The organism is Qipengyuania pelagi (assembly GCF_009827295.1).
Lineage (GTDB): Bacteria > Pseudomonadota > Alphaproteobacteria > Sphingomonadales > Sphingomonadaceae > Qipengyuania > Qipengyuania pelagi.
Genome location: NZ_WTYD01000001.1, coordinates 1,430,365 through 1,447,231, shown reverse-complemented (window position 1 = coordinate 1,447,231; position 16,867 = coordinate 1,430,365). Strand labels below are relative to the sequence as shown.

Annotated in this window: 14 protein-coding genes and 1 tRNA gene; 5 read left to right on the top strand and 10 right to left on the bottom strand. The window is 65.5% G+C overall.

What is annotated here, in order from left to right:
• Position 1: 1 nt before the first annotated feature.
• The 3 genes from GRI47_RS07165 to cpdR form a co-directional block, all read right to left on the bottom strand.
• Positions 2 to 1,234 carry an NADP-dependent isocitrate dehydrogenase gene (locus GRI47_RS07165; protein ID WP_160660600.1) on the bottom strand — a complete coding sequence of 411 codons (1,233 nt, stop codon included), beginning with the start codon at positions 1,232 to 1,234 and terminating at the stop codon, positions 2 to 4.
• 217 nt (positions 1,235 to 1,451) lie between these two features.
• Positions 1,452 to 1,526, bottom strand: a tRNA-Val gene (locus GRI47_RS07160).
• 97 nt (positions 1,527 to 1,623) lie between these two features.
• Entirely contained in the window at positions 1,624 to 2,013 is a 390-nt protein-coding gene (cpdR, locus tag GRI47_RS07155) for a cell cycle two-component system response regulator CpdR (RefSeq protein ID WP_160660599.1), read from the bottom strand.
• 155 nt (positions 2,014 to 2,168) lie between these two features.
• On the opposite strand from cpdR, the gene GRI47_RS07150 reads away from it, so the two are divergent.
• Positions 2,169 to 3,116: an N-formylglutamate amidohydrolase gene (locus GRI47_RS07150; protein ID WP_160660598.1), complete on the top strand. Its 948-nt coding sequence runs from the start codon at positions 2,169 to 2,171 to the stop codon at positions 3,114 to 3,116.
• Between the two features lie 244 nt (positions 3,117 to 3,360).
• On the opposite strand, the gene GRI47_RS07145 is transcribed toward GRI47_RS07150, so the two are convergent.
• Both GRI47_RS07145 and GRI47_RS07140 read right to left on the bottom strand, forming a co-directional pair.
• Positions 3,361 to 4,152: a SapC family protein gene (locus GRI47_RS07145; protein ID WP_160660597.1), complete on the bottom strand. Its 792-nt coding sequence runs from the start codon at positions 4,150 to 4,152 to the stop codon at positions 3,361 to 3,363.
• An 84-nt stretch (positions 4,153 to 4,236) separates the two neighbouring features.
• Complete coding sequence (locus GRI47_RS07140; RefSeq protein WP_160660596.1) at positions 4,237 to 5,697, bottom strand: FAD-binding oxidoreductase; 1,461 nt, start codon at positions 5,695 to 5,697, stop codon at positions 4,237 to 4,239.
• A gap of 164 nt (positions 5,698 to 5,861) precedes the next feature.
• On the opposite strand from GRI47_RS07140, the gene GRI47_RS07135 reads away from it, so the two are divergent.
• Both GRI47_RS07135 and GRI47_RS07130 read left to right on the top strand, forming a co-directional pair.
• Positions 5,862 to 6,470: a hypothetical protein gene (locus GRI47_RS07135; protein ID WP_160660595.1), complete on the top strand. Its 609-nt coding sequence runs from the start codon at positions 5,862 to 5,864 to the stop codon at positions 6,468 to 6,470.
• Between the two features lie 154 nt (positions 6,471 to 6,624).
• On the top strand, positions 6,625 to 8,070 hold the full coding sequence (locus GRI47_RS07130; protein ID WP_160660594.1) for a DEAD/DEAH box helicase: 1,446 nt from the start codon (positions 6,625 to 6,627) through the stop codon (positions 8,068 to 8,070).
• Between the two features lie 27 nt (positions 8,071 to 8,097).
• On the opposite strand, the gene GRI47_RS07125 is transcribed toward GRI47_RS07130, so the two are convergent.
• The gene (locus GRI47_RS07125) at positions 8,098 to 10,398 is read right to left on the bottom strand and encodes an ATP-dependent helicase (RefSeq protein ID WP_160660593.1); all 2,301 of its coding nucleotides are present in this window, start codon (positions 10,396 to 10,398) and stop codon (positions 8,098 to 8,100) included.
• Positions 10,399 to 10,543: 145 nt separating this feature from the next.
• Between GRI47_RS07125 and GRI47_RS07120 the strand changes: the two genes are divergently transcribed.
• On the top strand, positions 10,544 to 11,065 hold the full coding sequence (locus GRI47_RS07120; RefSeq protein ID WP_160660592.1) for a hypothetical protein: 522 nt from the start codon (positions 10,544 to 10,546) through the stop codon (positions 11,063 to 11,065).
• A 100-nt stretch (positions 11,066 to 11,165) separates the two neighbouring features.
• On the opposite strand, the gene rsmD is transcribed toward GRI47_RS07120, so the two are convergent.
• The 3 genes from rsmD to GRI47_RS07105 are packed head-to-tail and all read right to left on the bottom strand — an operon-like array spanning position 11,166 to position 13,655.
• Positions 11,166 to 11,711, bottom strand: a complete 546-nt coding sequence (gene rsmD, locus GRI47_RS07115) for a 16S rRNA (guanine(966)-N(2))-methyltransferase RsmD (RefSeq protein WP_160660591.1) — start codon at positions 11,709 to 11,711, stop codon at positions 11,166 to 11,168.
• Positions 11,711 to 12,466 carry a pseudouridine synthase gene (locus tag GRI47_RS07110; protein WP_160660590.1) on the bottom strand — a complete coding sequence of 252 codons (756 nt, stop codon included), beginning with the start codon at positions 12,464 to 12,466 and terminating at the stop codon, positions 11,711 to 11,713. The genes rsmD and GRI47_RS07110 overlap by 1 nt, the downstream gene beginning before the upstream one ends.
• A 10-nt stretch (positions 12,467 to 12,476) precedes the next feature.
• Entirely contained in the window at positions 12,477 to 13,655 is a 1,179-nt protein-coding gene (locus GRI47_RS07105; protein WP_160660589.1) for an aromatic ring-hydroxylating oxygenase subunit alpha, read from the bottom strand.
• A gap of 73 nt (positions 13,656 to 13,728) precedes the next feature.
• Between GRI47_RS07105 and GRI47_RS07100 the strand changes: the two genes are divergently transcribed.
• A complete protein-coding gene (locus tag GRI47_RS07100; protein WP_160660588.1) occupies positions 13,729 to 15,528 on the top strand; it encodes an AmpG family muropeptide MFS transporter in 1,800 nt (599 codons plus the stop codon).
• Positions 15,529 to 15,544: 16 nt separating this feature from the next.
• Here the strand turns inward: GRI47_RS07100 and GRI47_RS07095 are convergent, their stop codons facing one another.
• Positions 15,545 to 16,858: a bifunctional folylpolyglutamate synthase/dihydrofolate synthase gene (locus GRI47_RS07095; RefSeq protein ID WP_160660587.1), complete on the bottom strand. Its 1,314-nt coding sequence runs from the start codon at positions 16,856 to 16,858 to the stop codon at positions 15,545 to 15,547.
• Between the last annotated feature and the right edge of the window lie 9 nt (positions 16,859 to 16,867).

Below are 16,867 nucleotides of genomic sequence, written 5' to 3'. Positions count from 1 at the left end.
GTCAGGCGGGGGCGAGGCCCTGCTCTTTCATCTCTTTTTCGAGATTGCTGCGGACCGCCTCGAAGAACTGCTCGGTGGTCAGCCAGCTCTGGCCCGGTCCGATCAGCAGCGCGAGATCCTTGGTCATCTGGCCGCTCTCGACGGTTTCCACGCAGACCCGCTCCAGCGTCTCGGCGAACTTCACCACATCGGGGGTGTCGTCGAACTTGCCGCGATAGATCAGGCCGCGCGTCCAGGCGAAGATCGATGCGATCGGGTTGGTCGAGGTCGCCTTGCCCTGCTGGTGCTGGCGATAGTGACGGGTCACGGTGCCGTGCGCGGCTTCCGCTTCCACGGTCTTGCCATCGGGCGAGAGCAGCACGCTGGTCATCAGGCCGAGCGAGCCGAAGCCCTGCGCCACGACATCCGACTGCACGTCGCCGTCATAGTTCTTGCAGGCCCAGACGAACTTTCCGCTCCACTTCAGTGCGGCGGCGACCATGTCGTCGATCAGGCGGTGTTCGTAGGTGATGTTGGCCGCCTTGAACTTGTCGGCGAACTCCGCGTCGAACACTTCCTGGAACAGATCCTTGAAGCGGCCATCGTACTTTTTGAGGATGGTGTTCTTGGTCGAGAGATAGACCGGCCAGCCGCGATCGAGCCCGTAATTGAAGCTGGCGCGCGCGAAATCGCGGATCGATTCGTCGAGATTGTACATCGCCATGGCGACGCCCGACTGCTGGAATTCGAACACGTCGAGATCGATGTTCTCGCCATTCTCGCCTTCGAAGACGAGGCGCAGCTTGCCGGCGCCGGGGATCAGCGTGTCCTTGGCGCGATACTGGTCGCCGAAAGCGTGGCGGCCGACCACGATCGGATCGGTCCAGCCGGGGACGAGGCGCGGCACGTTGTCGATCACGATCGGCTCGCGGAAGACGACGCCGCCGAGGATGTTGCGGATCGTGCCATTGGGGCTGACCCACATCTTCTTGAGGCCGAATTCCTCGACGCGGGCTTCGTCCGGGGTGATGGTGGCGCATTTCACGCCGACGCCGTGTTCCTTGATCGCATTGGCGGCATCCACGGTCACCTGATCGTCGGTCGCATCGCGGTGTTCGATCGAAAGGTCGTAATATTTCAGGTCGATATCGAGATAGGGGAGGATCAGCCGCTCGCGGATCCATTCCCAGATGATCTTCGTCATTTCATCGCCGTCGAGTTCGACGACCGGGTTCTTGACCTGAATTTTCTGCATGATGGCCCTGTCTGTTGAATGTCGGGAAAAGGTTTGCGCGGGCTTTAGCAGAGCCGGACGAACGCGCAACCGGGCCGAAACGGGGCGCCTGCTTGCCCTGCCGTGTGAACCCATCGCCACGGCGGAATGTCCCGCAGATCCGCGCCGGATACGAAAAAGCCCGCCAAAGGGCGGGCTCCTGCGTCATGCGCCTGGATCATACGCCCAGGCCTTACGATGGTGGGCGTACCAAGGATTGAACTTGGGACCCCTACGATGTCAACATAGTGCTCTACCACTGAGCTATACGCCCGCACCATCGAATATGCGTCAGCCCGAGGGCTGCGCAGGCGGGCCATCTAGCGAGCGGCCCCGCGCCATGCAAGCCACAATTTGCCTCACCCGACGCGCTAGAGGGAAGCGGTAATCCGGTCGTCCAGAGTGCGTGCCACTTCGAGGACCAGATCCTTGAGGTGAAACGGCTTGGAGAGGACGCGCGCCTGCGGCTGGTCGCGATTGGCCTTGAGCGTCACGGCGGCGAATCCGGTGATGAACATCACTTTCGTCTCCGCGCTGATCTCGTTGCAGCGCTGCGCCAGTTCGATACCGTCCATTTCCGGCATCACGATATCGGACAGAAGCAGGTCGTACCGCCGCTGCTCCAGCAGGGGCAGGGCAGCCGTACCGCGATCGACCGAATCGACCTCATAGCCGGCCTTCTCCAGCGCGCGTTCGAGATAGGTGCGCATGGCATCGTCGTCTTCCGCAAGCAGGATGCGGGGCTGATAGGTATCGGTCATGGGCAGCGTGTTAGCACCGAGCCCTTAAGAAATCTTGCCTCTTGGTCAGGCCCCGGACAGCGATTGTCGCTTTTTTCGCGCGGCCCCTTGCGTGGGGCGCTTTCAGCGGTGCGAACCTTTTGACTCGATGGGGTGAAAGGCGCACATCCGGCATTATGCCAGTGCCTCCTCTCCCGCTTCGGATACCCAATCCGCAGGGCGGGGGGCGGATACCGGGCGGCGAAGGGTCGGCCTTCACCCTGTCTTGTCCCGAACCTCTGGCCGTCCCCATCGTGATCGGTGCGCCGCATGGCGGGAGGCACTACCCAGACGATGTCACGGGTGCGATGCGCGATCCCGGCCCGGCGACACTCAAGCTCGAAGATCGCCTGATCGATCTGCTCGCTGCCGAGGTCGCGCGGATGAGTGGGGCGTCCCTCATCGTGGCCCATGCTCCGCGCGCGATGATCGACCTCAATCGTTCGGCCGACGATATCGACTGGGCGATGATCGCGGGGCCAGCCCGCAGCGACCTTGCGAAGGGAGGCGTCAATCGCCGTGCGCGCACCGGATTGGGGCTGGTGCCGCGCAGGCTCCCCGGCATGGGCGAAATCTGGAAGGGCAGGCTGGCGCGCGAGGATCTCGATGCGCGGATCGAGACGGTCCACAAACCCTATCACGCCGCGCTCGGGGTCTTGCTCGAACGGGTGCGCGACGAATGGGGGGCGGTGCTGTTGATCGACCTTCATTCCATGCCGCCGCTCAAGCCCGCCGAGCCCGGCCAGCAGGCGGCCGAATTTGTCATCGGGGACCGGTTCGGAGCATCCTGCGGTGACGGGCTGGCGGCAGGCGCGCTGAATGTCCTCGCCGCGGCGGAGCGAAGAGTCGCGCACAATCGCCCCTATTCGGGAGGCTACGTGCTCGACCGGCACGGGGCGCCGCGCCGCAATATCCATGCCTTGCAGATCGAAGTGTGCCGCAGCGCCTATCTCGACGCGGAGATGCGCGATGCCGGGCCGCGCTTCGCGGGCGTGGCGCGGCTGCTCGCCCAAATGGTGCGATCGCTCGCCGCGCAGGTCGCGGGGCTGACGTCCGGCGACACGATCCGGCAGGCGGCGGAATAAGGACCGAGGATACAAAGAAAAAACCACCCCGTGCATAATGCACGGAGTGGCCAAGGTTCAGGGAGGAGATGCGCTTTCGCGCATCGGCCGGAAGCGCCATGAGGGAAGCGGCTTCCGGTGACCTCGAAATGGTGCGATCGGCGCCCCGTTTCAAGCCCGGCGCTGGCGGTAAACGCAAATGCGCCTCCACCTGTCGCAGCGCCGGTCACAGCGGCCTGAACGGACGGGCGCGCCGCCCGCCGGATCAGTTGACCGTCGGCTGGCCCGCGAAGGCGTCCGGCGCGGTGCCCTGCTGGACCTGACGCGAGAAGATCGCGCGCATCATGTCGAGCGAGAAGATATGCGCGTGGACCAGCATCATCAGGCCGTTATCGTTCCACTTCTTGGCGGTTTCGGCATCGATCTCGCGCAGCTTTTCCTGATTGACCATCTGGAAGCCGCGATAGGTGTAGGGCGTGTCGGGCGCTTCCTGACGCGAGATCGACATTTCGCCATCCATCAGCAGGTCGGCATTCTTCAGTTCGTCCATGAACGCCTTGGTACGCTGACCGGCGGCTTCGAACTGTTCGCAGAAATCGAGGATCTGCTGCGTGGCCTGCGTGACCTTGCCTTCATCGTCGAACAGGCGCTCGCCTTCCTCGAATTCGCCGATCACCTTGTCCTGCGTCGGGTCGAAGCAGAGCGACAATTCGTCGGCATCGGGGCGCAGCTTGGCGAGCATGAAGGGATAGCGGCGGATATAGGCGGGGATATAGACCGGCTCGGTCACCTTGCCTTGATCGTCGACATAGGTGTTCACGCCTTCGTTGAGGCCCATCAGAGCCAGCGGCAGCGGCTGGTCGCCCGAGCTGAACACGATGGGGAAATTGCGCTGCGCCTGGACGAATTCGTCGACCGTCAGGGGCACGGCGTGCTGGGTCTTGAGGAACCCGGCATCGTCGATCTGCTTGGTGCGGAACTTGCCATGATCGCGGCTGTTGAGCGGCATCAGGTCGTTGTAGAACAGGGGCAGGGTGGGCTGCGGCGCGCTGGCCATGAATGATCTCCGGATCGGTCAGAAAAAGGCTCTGCGCGCGATGGCCTGGATCAACCGGCCCCCACACGCGTGAAGCCGTGCGCTTTACGGAGAGTCCGGCGCGGAGGCAAGCGGGAGCAATTTGCCCGGATTGAGGATGCCGCGCGGGTCGAGCGCCTGCTTGACCGCGCGCATCGTCGCCAGCGCGACCGGATCGCCCAGCCGCTGCAATTCGTCCACCTTGATCTGCCCGATCCCATGCTCGGCGCTGATCGACCCGCCATAGCGCGTGACGAGATCGTAGACGAAGCGGCTGACCTCCTTGGCCTGCGCCGCTTCCCATTCCTCCTTGTTGCTCCCGCGCGGGGCGAGCACGTGGAAGTGGACATTGCCGTCGCCCAGATGGCCGAAAGCGATCGCCTCGTGATCGGGGAATTGCCGTTCGACGGCGGGCACCGCTTCGGCGACGAAATCCGCCATGCGCGCCACGGGCACCGAGATGTCGTGCTGTGCCGCGGGACCGATTGCCCGTTCGGCCGGTGCGATCGATTCGCGCAACAGCCAGAACTGTTCGGCCTGGTGTTCGTTCGCCGCGATCGTCGCATCGTCGAGTAGCTCGTTCTCGAGCGCGGTTTCGAGCATTTGCTCGACGATCGGATCGAGCGTGTCGTCCGCGCCGCGATCGGCCACCAGTTCGATCAGCGCGTGCCATTCGTGTTTGCCGCCCAGCGGATTGCGGGCGTCGGGAAGGTAATCGAGCACGGCGTCGAACGAATGGCGCGGGATGACCTCGAAACCCTCGAGCAGATCGCCCGCCATGCGCTCGCAATGCAGCAGCAGCCTGCGCGCCTGCCCGATCGAGCCGAGCCCGGCCCAGATCACCCGACGTCCGCCGATTTCGGGCAGCAGGCGCAAGGTCGCCGCGGTCACGATCCCGAGCGTTCCCTCCGAACCGATCAGCAGCTGCTTGAGATCGAATCCGCGATTGTCCTTCTTCAGGGGCGTGAGCGTGTCGATCACGCTCCCATCGGCGAGCACCGCTTCGATCCCCAGCACCTGCGCCCGCATCGATCCGTGGCGCAGCACCTGGGTGCCCCCGGCATTGGTGGAGACCAGCCCACCGATGGTCGCCGAACCCTTGCCGCCGAGTGTCAGCGGAAAGCGCAGCCGCTCCTTTTCGGCAGCGTCGTGGAGCGTCTGGAGCACCACGCCTGCCTCGCAGACGATCTCGCGCGCATCCGCGTCCAATGCGCGGATCGTGTCCATCCGCCGCAGGCTGAGCAGGAGGGCCGTCCCGCTCGTATCGGGGGTCGCGCCGCCGGACATCCCGCTATTGCCGCCTTGGGGCACTATGGGCACGCATTGATCGTGGCACAGGCGCACCAGCGCCGCGACTTCCTGGGTGTTCGCGGGCGAAGCGAGGCCGAGCGCCTTGCCGGTATAACGACCGCGCCAATCGGTCAGCCAGGGATCGAGCAGATCGGGATCGTCGGTGAACCCTCGCGATCCGAGAAGCTCGCGGACCTGATCGAGAAAGGGGCGCGTGTCGGTGGCGGAGTGAGTCATCGTGATGGATATGCCACACCTTATCGCTTCGGCGCTACCGCGATCGGGCGAAGACGTGCAATTAAGCGCGCGTTCAAGCATTCGGGGGCAGGGCGGCGCGCAACGAGACCGCCGCGCAGTATCGCGTCCATCTGGCGTTCGGAAGGAAATCTCAGCTTCTGCCCATGGCCAGCCTTGCCATCATCCTGTCCCCCCTGCTCCTTTTCGCAGCCTCCGCCGCGGACGGGCCCGTGGCGGACGGCGCGGCGGTCGAAATCGCGGCCCATCAGGATCAGGCGAATAGCTCTCGCCTGACGGAAGAGGCGGCGCGGCGGCAGAGTGAAGCAACGCCCGGTGCGGCGCCGTGGTGGGTGCGCTTCGCTCCCGATTTCCGCGCGCCCTCCGCCAATCAGGTGCGGATCGAGCGGCGCGTGATCGTGCGGATTTCGCCGCGCGCCGCCCCGGCGCAGAGCTTCGCGCCCGCCACCGTACAGACCCGTGCCCCCGTCCGTTTCGTCTCGCGGCCGATGGAGGATTGCGTACCTGTCTCCGCGATCGCGGGTGTCAGGGCCGACACCGGCAATCGCCTGCTGCTCTATCTGCGGGACCGGAGATTGGTCAGCGCGCAGCTCGAGCGAAGCTGCTCCGCGCGCGACTATTATTCGGGCTTCTATTTCGAGCCCAATGCCGATGGACGGCTGTGCATCGATCGCGATCGCCTGCTGTCGCGCACGGGCGCCCGGTGTTCGCTTTCGGGCATGGCGCAGCTGGTTCCCGTCAGCGGCGGGGGATAGCGCGCCGCCGGACCTCCCATCGGGGGAAACGGGCGATTTCTTGACTTCGCGCGGGTTTTAAGCCAAGGGCCGCGCCGCGCGTGGTCCTTTTGTCCCGCGTGCGTCGTCTCAACCTATTCTGACGATATTCCTCCAGACTCCGAAGCGGACCTGCATGACCTTTGCCGATCTCGGCCTTTCCGAAAAACTCCTCGATGCGGTCGAAGCCGCCGGTTACACCGAGCCGACCGCGATCCAGGCCGAGGCGATTCCGCCGGTCCTGATGATGAAGGACATCATCGGCATCGCGCAGACCGGCACCGGCAAGACCGCCAGTTTCGTGCTCCCGATGATCGACATCATGGCCGCCGGACGCCGCCGCGCGCTGATGCCGCGCAGCCTGATCCTGGCACCGACGCGCGAACTCGCCGCGCAGGTCGCCGAGAATTTCGAGAAATACGGCAAGAACCACGATCTCAAGCTCGCGCTGCTGATCGGGGGCGTCCAGATGGGCGATCAGGTCAAGGCGCTGAACGAAGGCGTCGATGTGCTGATCGCCACGCCGGGCCGGCTGATGGACCTGTTCGAGCGCGGCAAGATCCTGTTGAACGGGTGCGAACTGCTCGTCATCGACGAGGCGGACCGGATGCTCGACATGGGGTTCATCCCTGATATCGAATTCATCTGTTCCAAGCTTCCCGAAGCGCGCCAGACGCTGCTCTTCAGCGCCACCATGCCGCCGCCGATCGAGAAGCTAGCGAAGAAATTCCTCACCAATCCCAAGCGGATCGAAGTCAGCCGGGCGGCCAGCACGAACAAGGACATCACCGCCTTCAAGGTGCTGACCAAGTCGCGCGGCAAGCAGGATACGCTGCGCTGGCTGCTCTCGCACGATCTGGTCGAGACCGCGATCATCTTCGCCAACCGCAAGACGACGGTGCGCGAACTCAATAAGACCCTGCAACGCGACGGCTTCAGGAGCGGGGAAATCCATGGCGACATGGACCAGTCCAGCCGCTTGCAGGAGCTGGCCCGGTTCAAGGCGGGCGAGGTCAACATCCTCGTCGCCAGCGACGTTGCGGCGCGCGGGCTCGACATCAAGGGTGTGAGCCACGTCTTCAATTACGACACGCCCTGGCACCCGGACGATTACGTCCATCGCATCGGCCGCACGGGCCGCGCGGGCGCCAAGGGTCGCGCCTTCACCTTCGTCACGCCCGAAGATGCCGAAGCGATCGAGAATGTCGAGAAGCTGACCGGTAGCGAAGTTCCGGTGTTCGGCCAGAAGGACGTGCGCGTGGAGCTGCGCGATGCGTCGCAGGACAAGGCCGAAAAGGCGGACGAGGCAGGCGAGGAAAAGCCCGCGCGCAAGAGCCGCCGCAAGAGCGAAGAGCGTGACGACACGGCGCCGGACTCGTCGGCGAAGGACAAGCCTCGCCGTGGCCGGTCTCGGTCGGAGCGGTATCAGGAGCGCGATCACGCCCAGACGGATGAGGGCCGCGAAGCGCGCAACGACCGTCCGCGCAATGCGCGCCGTGACGATCGTCAGGACGATCCCGTCCCGGCAGGCGAATGGAACGGCCCGCGCCCGACCTTTCTGGACGTATCCGCTCTGGCCTGAGCGCGCTGCTGGCGGTGAGCTGCGGGTCTAGTCCGCCAGCTTCACGAAGCTGTCGATCACGCGCTTGGTGCCGGCCTTCTCGAAGGCGATTTCGAGCTTGTTGCCTTCCTGATCGGTGACCTCGCCGTAACCGAATTTCTCATGGAAGACGCGCGCACCGATCGCGACGTCGGTCCGGGCCTTGGCCGCGAAACTGGCGGCTGAGCGCTTGTTTTCCGCAACGCGAACCGGCTTCGTCTCGTAACCCGTCGCCAGCGCGCGCTGCCAGCCGGGGCCGCGCGCGGTGCTGCGATCAGGTCGATCGCGTGCGACATGGGCGAAGGGGTCCTCGCTCTCGCTCCAATTCGCGCGCCACAGTGACGCGCCGCCGCTCATCGTGGTTTCCTGCTCGATATGTTCGTCGGGTAATTCCTCGATGAACCGGCTCGGGATGGAGCTGGTCCACTGGCCGAAGATGCGGCGATTGGCGGCGTGCAGGATCGTGCATTTCCGCCGCGCGCGCGTGATCGCGACATAGGCGAGGCGGCGTTCCTCCTCCAGCGAGGCAAGCCCGCCTTCGTCGAGGGCGCGCTGCGAAGGGAACACGCCTTCTTCCCAACCGGGCAGGAAGACATTGTTGAATTCCAGCCCCTTGGCGGCGTGCATGGTCATGATCGTGACCTTTTCGTCATCGCCCTGCGCGTCATTGTCCATGACGAGGCCGACATGTTCGAGGAAATCGCCGAGCGTGTCGTATTCCTCCATCGCGCGGGCGAGTTCGGAGAGGTTTTCCGCGCGCCCCGCGCTTTCGGCGCTGCGATCCTTCGCGAGCATGTCGTCATAGCCGCTTTCGGACAGGACGAGGCGCAGAAGGTTGGCGGGCGTCTCCCGCTCCGCCGACTCGCGCCAGTAGACGAACTGCTTCAACAGGCCAGTGAGCGTGTTCCGCGCGCGGGCGGGCAGTTCGTCGCTGTCGACGAGGTCGAGGCTGGCGGCGGCCAGCGGCAGGCCGGTACGGCGCGCATGGCGACGCATGGTTTCCAGCGTCTTGGCGCCGAGCCCGCGCTTGGGTTGGTTGTAGATGCGTTCGAAGGCGAGATCGTCCGCAGGCTGCGAAATCACGCGCAGATAGGCGAGCGCGTCGCGGATTTCGGCGCGCTCGTAAAAGCGGAAGCCGCCCACGATGCGGTAATTGAGGCCGATCTGGATGAAGCGGTCCTCGAATTCGCGAGTCTGATATTGCGCGCGGACGAGGATCGCGATCTCGTCCAGCGGGGCGCCTTCGCGTTCCAGCCGCTCGATCTCCTCGCCCACCCGGCGCGCTTCCTCGGGCGCGTCCCACACGCCGATCACGCGCACCTTGTCGCCCGCCGGAAGCTCGGTCCACAGCGTCTTGCCGAGCCGCTGGCTGTTGGCATCGATCAGGCCAGACGCGGTCGCTAGGATCTGCGGCGTGGAGCGATAATTTTGTTCCAGCTTGACCACCTTGGCGCCGGGAAAATCCTTTTCGAACTTGAGGATATTGGCGACTTCCGCCCCGCGCCAGGAATAGATCGACTGGTCGTCATCCCCGACGACGCAGATATTCTTGCGCTCCTGCGCCAGCAGCCGCAGCCAGAGATACTGGACCTGATTGGTGTCCTGATATTCGTCCACCAGGATATATTTGAAGCGCCGCTGATACTGTTCCAGCACGTCGCGATGCTGGCGGAAGATGTTGAGCATGTGCAGCAGCAGATCGCCGAAATCGCAGGCGTTGAGGCTCTTCAACCGCTCCTGATACAGGCGGTAGAACTGCTCGCCGCGCCCATTGGCGTAGCTTTCGTTCTCCACCGCATCGAGACCGCCGGGATTGAGGCCGCGATTCTTCCAGCGGTCGAGCAGACCGGACAGTTGCCGCGCGGGCCAGCGCTTCTCGTCGAGGTCGTTTTCGCGGATCAGCTGCTTGAGCAGCCTCAGCTGATCGTCGGTATCGATGATCGTGTAATTGGATTGCAGCCCGACCAGCTCGGCATGGCGGCGCAGCATCTTGGCGCCGATCGAATGGAAGGTGCCGAGCCACGGCATCCCCTCCACCGCCTGACCCATGTGGCGCGCCACCCGCTCGCGCATCTCGCGCGCGGCCTTGTTGGTGAAGGTGACGCACAGGATCTCGCTCGGCCAGGCGAGGCGCATGGCGATCAGATGCGCCAGTCGCGCCGTCAGCGCCGCGGTCTTGCCCGTCCCGGCACCCGCCAGCATCAGCACCGGGCCTTCGGTCGTTATCACCGCCTCGCGCTGGGGTGGGTTCAGACGCTGCGCATATGCGGGCAAGTCGTCGCGAGACGGGGGGGCGGGAAGATCGGTCATGGGGTCGAGCGAACAGGTAGGGAACGGCGGGCCACCGTGCAAGCGCTGCGACGAACCGAGTGCCGCGAGCGAGCAGCTTCGGAACCGCGACGGCCTCTAGTCCGTTAAGAGGCCCATAGACACGATCCATGAAAGGATACGAAGTATGAAAACCATCCTTGCAGCTGGCGCCGCTCTCGGCCTCACCATCGCCGCCGCTCCCGTCATCGCGCAGACCGCGACCACCACGGCAACCGCGTCCATGCAGATGACCGCCGCACAGAAGGCAATGTATGACGGCTGGCCTGCCGAGCGCCGCACGGCCTACGATGCGTGGCCTGCCAACGCCAAGACCTATTACTGGACCCTGACCGACCAGCAGAAGCAGGGCTGGTGGATGCTGAATGACGAGCAGCGCGTCCGCATCGTCGGCATGACTCCGGCGCAGCGCACCCAGGCCTGGACCGCGATTTCCGCGCAGATGGCCGGTAATATGAGCAACGCTTCGGCGACGGGCACGACCAATATGTCGAGCACGGCGACCGCGCGCACCACCACTGCGGGCAACATTCGCTTCGTCAGCAATGCCCGCGTCCAGCCGGTGAGCACGACCTCGCCGCCGCGTGGCGAACTGCCGGTCTGCACGCCGAACCAGCAGGATGACTGCATCAATCGCGGCGCGCGATAAACCAGCTGCCACCCGCGAACCGCGCCTGGCGCGATCGCGGAGCTTGGAAGGGGGCGGAGCTGCCATGGCGGCTCCGCCCTTTTTCGTGCCCGAGAAGGTTTTAGCTTGCGAGGCGCAACAAGGTCAGCTTCGCCTTGCCGACTTTGCGTTCGGCATCGATCGCGAGCAGCTTGACCGCGACATCCTCGTCCTTCGCCGTTTCCAGTGCGATCCAGGTCGCTTCCCCGATCCAGCCCAGTCTCAGCATTCGGTCGAGCGCGACCTGGCCCGCTCCGGTCCCGTAGGGCGGGTCGAGCAGGATCAGATCGTGCGGTTGCTTGGCAGGGCCGAGGCTCATCACCGATCCTGCCTGCACCGTCGCCCGATCGCGTGCCTTCAGGCTGCCGATATTGGCGCGAATGGTATCGAGAGCCGCGCCCTCATTCTCCACGAACAGGCAATGGCCCGCCCCACGTGAGAGGGCTTCGAGGCCGAGAGCGCCAGAACCGGCAAACAGATCGGCGACCGCCAGATCCTCGAACGATCCCAACCGGCTGGCGAGCATACTGAACAGCGTTTCGCGCGTTCGATCGGCGGTAGGGCGTGTCGCATCGCCCTTGGGCGCGGTCAATTTCCGCCCGCGCCATTCGCCCGCAATGATGCGCATCAGCGGCCCCGCTTCAGCGATTTGCGGAAGCGTTCGACATCCGACTGGCGGATTTCGACCGCCTGCCCGCGCGGCAGGTCGGCGAGTTCGAACGGGCCATAGGCAGTGCGCAAAAGGCGGTTCACCTTCAGCCCGAGATGTTCGAGCACGCGGCGGACTTCGCGGTTCTTGCCTTCGGTCAGCGTCATCTCGATCCAGCGATTGCGCCCGCTGCCGCGTTCGAGATCGGCTTCGATACTGCCGTAGCGCACGCCATCGATCGTCACGCCTTCCATCAGGTCGTCAAGCTGCGCCTGCGAGACATCTCCGAAAGCGCGCGCGCGATAGGTGCGCGGGACGCCGGATGCCGGAAGCTCCATCGCCCGCTTCAATTCGCCGTCATTGGTGAGGAGCAGCAGGCCCTCGGTGGTGAAATCCAGCCTCCCAACCGGCATCAGGCGCGGCGTGTTCTTCGGCAGCGCATTGCGCAGCGCGGTATAGATTGTTGGCCTTCCTGCCGGATCACGCTCGGCGGTGATGAGGCCGGAGGGCTTGTGGAAGGCGAACAGGCGCGGCGCTTCGGGCGCGGCGACGGCATTGCCATCGACGGTCACGCCCTTGAGGCTTTCCAGCTTGATCGCAGGCGTATCCAGCACCTTGCCGTCCACCGCGACGCGCCCGTCCGCGATCATCCGTTCGACCTCGCGCCGACTGGCGACACCCGCGCGGGCGAGCAATTTGGCGATCCGGTCTCCGGTTTCTGGCAGGGCAGGCATGGCGCCGCCTTTAGGGCTGGCGATCCGCGCTGTCGAGAAGTGCCGCGATGGTCTCGTGATAGCGCCGGATGCCGCCTTCGAGCGTGCCGAGCATGATGTCGTCCACCGCGCCGCTTTCCAGCCCCTGCTGGCCGAGTTCCGCCGCGCGGAAATCCTCGCTCGCGAAGACGCCGCCGTCGAGCAGGTTCCAGCTCCGCTCCCAATGGGCGCGGGCCTTGTCGCCTGCCTCGCCGGGTGCGGGTTCCTCGGGGATGACCATGAAATCCTCGACCAGCGTCAAATCGTGCGCTTGGGGCATCATCACCATCACATTGATGTAATCGGGGCTGGGAATGATCAGCGCACCGGGCACGAGCTGATAGGCGAAGGTGACGACCCGGCGCAGCGCCGCCATGTCGGTGAGGTCGATCGCATCCATCTCCTCCAGCCGCCCGACCGCCGAGCGGGCGTGGGGGCCGAGCATATCGCCCGAGGTCACGCCATCCTTGAAGAACGGGCCGATCGTCTTCGCGTGGAGGCGGGTGACGTGATAGCTTTCGAGGAAGGCGTCCATGACGAGCTTCCAGTTGGCCTCGACCCGATGGGTCTTGCGCCGGAACAGGAAATGGCTGGCGGCGCCGAACGCCTCCATGTCCGCGCCGATCGCCTCGGCATGGGTGAAGTCCGCATCCCCGCGCGGCGCGAACCAGATCAGGCCACCGCTTTCGTGGCTGGGCAGTTCGATGAGGCCGTGCGCGGCCTTGTCGAGGCCGGGGAAGCTGTCAGGGCGGGGCAGGGCGAGCAGGCGCCCATCAACCGAATAGGTCCAGGCGTGATAGGGGCAGACCAGCTTCTTCGCGCACTGGACCGCTTCGCCCTCGACCAGCCGCGTGCCGCGATGGCGGCAGACATTGAGGAAGACGTGGGCCATCCCTTGCGCGTCGCGCGTGATCAGGAGCGGGCGTCCGGTCGCATCGTGGGGCACCGCCATGCCGGGATCGGGCAGGAGGGCGCTGGGGCACAGGATCTGCGGCATCCGATCGTAAAGCGCGGCGCGTTCGCGGGCGAAATGGGCTGGATCGGTATAGACCGATGCCGGAACCGACTGGACGCCGCTGGCGCCCGGCGCGCCGCCATCGGCGATCGTCCGGGCGAGCGCGAGCTGGCCAGCGGTGGGGCGTCCATCGGCGATAGTGTCGGTAAGCGCCATCGTTCAGGTTCCTTTCGCTCCGGACGCTGCTAGTGTCGCAAAAATTTTACGAAGTTGGAAGGACGTACGGGGAATGGCGCAAGCGGTTGCAGGACAGACGAAGCGTAGCGCCTGGAAGGTGCTCGGACTCGCGCTGAGCAATCGCAAGACCGGGTTCATGCTGCTGTTCGGCTTCGCGCAGGGCCTGCCGCCGGCGCTGTTCCTCGGCACGCTGTACGCCTGGCTGTCAGAGGCCGATGTCGATCTCGAGACGATGGGCGTCTTCAGCCTGGTCGGCCTCGCCTATGCCTTCCAGTTCCTGTGGTCGCCGCTGCTCGACCGGGTCGACATTCCCGGCGTGCGCAGGCTCGGCAAGCGCAAACAGTGGATCGCGCCGATGCAATTGATCGTCGGCATCGCGCTGGTCGTCATGAGCACGCTCAACCCCGCGACCTCGCTCGGCTGGTTCAGCCTGCTCGCCGCGATCGGCGCCTTCGCCAGCGCGACGCAGGACATCGGCATCAATGCCTGGCGTATCGACGTGGCGGACGAGGTCGCGACGCTCGATATCCTCTCCACGATCACGCAGATGGGCTTCCGCCTCGCCAGCCTCGTCGGCGGCGCGATTGGGCTCATCCTTGCCGAAAAGAACGGCTGGCCTTGGGTCTATGTCATGTTCGGCTTCGTCATGCTGGCTATCGGCATCGCAGGCCTGTTTGCGCCCGATGCCCGCGTGTCGGACGATACCGCCGCGACCGCCGCCGCCAGCGATGCTGAAGTCGCCGAACTCTACGAGGTGGGCGAAGTCACGCCGAAAATCCGCAACCGCGCTTTGCTGGCGGTCGGCATCTTGTGGGGCTGGGCGATCATTACCGTGGTTGTCTTCATGGTCCGCAGCATGACCTCGACGCCCGAATTGCGGCCCGACGTCACGCTGTTCACGACCACCTACGGTCCCTTGATCGTGCTGGCGACCATCGTGCTGCCCGCCTTCATCGCCGCCTGGGTCGTCAAGCAGAAGCGCGACGGAAAGAACGTGATCGCCGCGCATGAAGCGGGTGCCGCGATCGAGCCTCCGACCGTCACTTTCACCGACCATCTCTATCGCGCGCTGGTCCTGCCTCTGGTCGAATTCGTCAGCCGCATGGGCTGGTCGCTGGTGCTGGTGCTGGCGCTGGTGCTGACCTACCGGATCACCGATTCGGTCTGGGGGGTATTCGCCTATCCGTTCTACCTCGGTGAGCTGGGCTATACCGGCGAGGATGTGGCCTTCGCGTCCAAGATCCTCGGCATCTTCGCCATTCTGATCGGGCTGGCGCTGGGCGGGTGGCTGATTACCTTGCTCGGCCGCATGTTCATGCTGACGCTGGGCGCGATCGTCGCGGCGGCGACGAACCTACTCTACGCCGATCTGGCCGAGGGCGGGGCGCTGATGCAGGCGGCGAGCGACGCGATCGGCTTCACCTGGCTGGTCAATTCGGTGGCGAACGGCCTGTCCTTCCTGTTCTTCACCTCCGCCCCTCCCTCCGAAGGGCTGGCGCGGCTTTCCTTCACGATCTTCTGGGAGAATTTCGCCATCGGGATCGCGGGCGCGGCTTACATTGCCTGGCTGTCGAGCATTGTGGCCAAGAAATACGCCGCCGTGCAGTTCGCGCTGCTCGCCTCGCTGACGCTGCTGATCGGCACGCTGGGGCGCGGCGCGCTGGGTGAGATGATCGAGGTGCGCGGCTATACCTACGTCTTCATCCTCACCGCGCTGATCGGCGTGATCGCGGTGGTGCTGTGCATCGCGGAATGGGTGCGCGTGGTCCGCCTGGGCAAGGATGCGGGCGTGGTGGCGCCGGATACGAGCGAACTGGCAGCGGAGCCGGCGGAGACGCCCCAAACTGCCTGAACGACGGCCTGATTAGCTAGTCGGGCAATTTCCCAGCGAGCTGGAGGACCGTCCCGGCCAGATAGAGCGAGCCTGCGATCAGCACGGGCAGGCCGTCCTCTGGCAGGGCAGCGAGCGCGGCAGGCACATCGGGCGCGGATTGCGCGTCCGGGCCGAACGCTTCGGGCGGGTGGTAATCGTGGCCCGGCACCGGGACCACGGTGAGGCTGGCGAGAGTTTCGCCAAGCGGTCCGGTCAGGGCCTTCGGGTCCTTGGCTTCGAGCATTCCGACGATCAGATGCAGTCGCTGGCCTGCGAAATGCGCCCCGAGCATCGCGCCCGCGCTGGGATTGTGGCCGCCGTCGAGCCAGACTTCGCGATTGCCGGTCAGCGGCCCCGGTGCGAGGCGCTGGAGGCGCGCGGGCCAGCGCGCGGCGCGGATACCCGCGGCCATCGCCTCGCGCGAGACCGAGATCACGTCCTGATGCCGCAGCATGGCAAGGGCGAGACCGGCGTTCTCGATCTGGTGCGGGCCGGGCAAAGAGGGGGCCGGCAGGGCCAGTTCGCCTTGGCGGTCTTGGTAATGCAAGCCAGCCAGCTCGGCGCTCGCATCCCAGTCGCGGCCCTTCACCGCCAGCGGCGCGCGCGCCGCCAAGGCCGCCCGCTCGACTTCCAGAAACGCGCCTTCGGGATAGGACAGGGCGATCACCGGGCGGCCCGGTTTGACGATCCCCGCCTTCTCGAACGCTATGCGGGCGATCGGCTCGCTCGGCACGCCCTCTTCGGGTGCGAGCAGGAAGCGTTCGTGATCGATCCCCAGCGCCGCTATGCCGCAGATGGCGGGGCTTTCGATTACATTGGTCGCATCGAACCTGCCGCCCAGACCTACCTCGATCACACACGCATCGGCGGGCACGCGGGCGAACTCGACGAAGGCGGCGGCGATGGTGACTTCGAAGAAGCTGGGCGCCAGATCCTCTCCGCCCGCTTGATCTCCGCCTTCGCTGGCATCCAGCACCTCGGCCAGCAATTCCGCCAGCCGCGCGTCCTCGATCAGCCTGCCCGCCACGCGGATGCGCTCGTTATAGCGGACGAGGTGCGGGCTCGTGGTGGCGTGGACCCGCTTGCCGTCCGCTTCGAGCATCGCGCGTAGAAAGGCGCAGGTGCTCCCCTTTCCATTCGTGCCCGCCACATGGAAGACCGGCGGCAGGCGCCGCTGCGGATTGCCCAGCCGGTCGAGCAGCGCGCGGATCGTGCCGAGGCCCAGCCGCCCTTGCGGAACGCTCAATGCGGCCAGCCGGTCGAGCTGGCGCTGGACGGCGGGATTGGACGAGGTGGCGAAATCCATCATTGCCTCCCC

Coding starts and splice junctions, on each gene's coding strand:
- GRI47_RS07165 (WP_160660600.1), bottom strand. CDS start 1,234: ATGCAGAAAATTCAGGTCAAGAACCCGGTCGTCGAACTCGACGGCGAT.
- cpdR (WP_160660599.1), bottom strand. CDS start 2,013: ATGACCGATACCTATCAGCCCCGCATCCTGCTTGCGGAAGACGACGAT.
- GRI47_RS07150 (WP_160660598.1), top strand. CDS start 2,169: ATGCCAGTGCCTCCTCTCCCGCTTCGGATACCCAATCCGCAGGGCGGG.
- GRI47_RS07145 (WP_160660597.1), bottom strand. CDS start 4,152: ATGGCCAGCGCGCCGCAGCCCACCCTGCCCCTGTTCTACAACGACCTG.
- GRI47_RS07140 (WP_160660596.1), bottom strand. CDS start 5,697: ATGACTCACTCCGCCACCGACACGCGCCCCTTTCTCGATCAGGTCCGC.
- GRI47_RS07135 (WP_160660595.1), top strand. CDS start 5,862: ATGGCCAGCCTTGCCATCATCCTGTCCCCCCTGCTCCTTTTCGCAGCC.
- GRI47_RS07130 (WP_160660594.1), top strand. CDS start 6,625: ATGACCTTTGCCGATCTCGGCCTTTCCGAAAAACTCCTCGATGCGGTC.
- GRI47_RS07125 (WP_160660593.1), bottom strand. CDS start 10,398: ATGACCGATCTTCCCGCCCCCCCGTCTCGCGACGACTTGCCCGCATAT.
- GRI47_RS07120 (WP_160660592.1), top strand. CDS start 10,544: ATGAAAACCATCCTTGCAGCTGGCGCCGCTCTCGGCCTCACCATCGCC.
- rsmD (WP_160660591.1), bottom strand. CDS start 11,711: ATGCGCATCATTGCGGGCGAATGGCGCGGGCGGAAATTGACCGCGCCC.
- GRI47_RS07110 (WP_160660590.1), bottom strand. CDS start 12,466: ATGCCTGCCCTGCCAGAAACCGGAGACCGGATCGCCAAATTGCTCGCC.
- GRI47_RS07105 (WP_160660589.1), bottom strand. CDS start 13,655: ATGGCGCTTACCGACACTATCGCCGATGGACGCCCCACCGCTGGCCAG.
- GRI47_RS07100 (WP_160660588.1), top strand. CDS start 13,729: ATGGCGCAAGCGGTTGCAGGACAGACGAAGCGTAGCGCCTGGAAGGTG.
- GRI47_RS07095 (WP_160660587.1), bottom strand. CDS start 16,858: ATGATGGATTTCGCCACCTCGTCCAATCCCGCCGTCCAGCGCCAGCTC.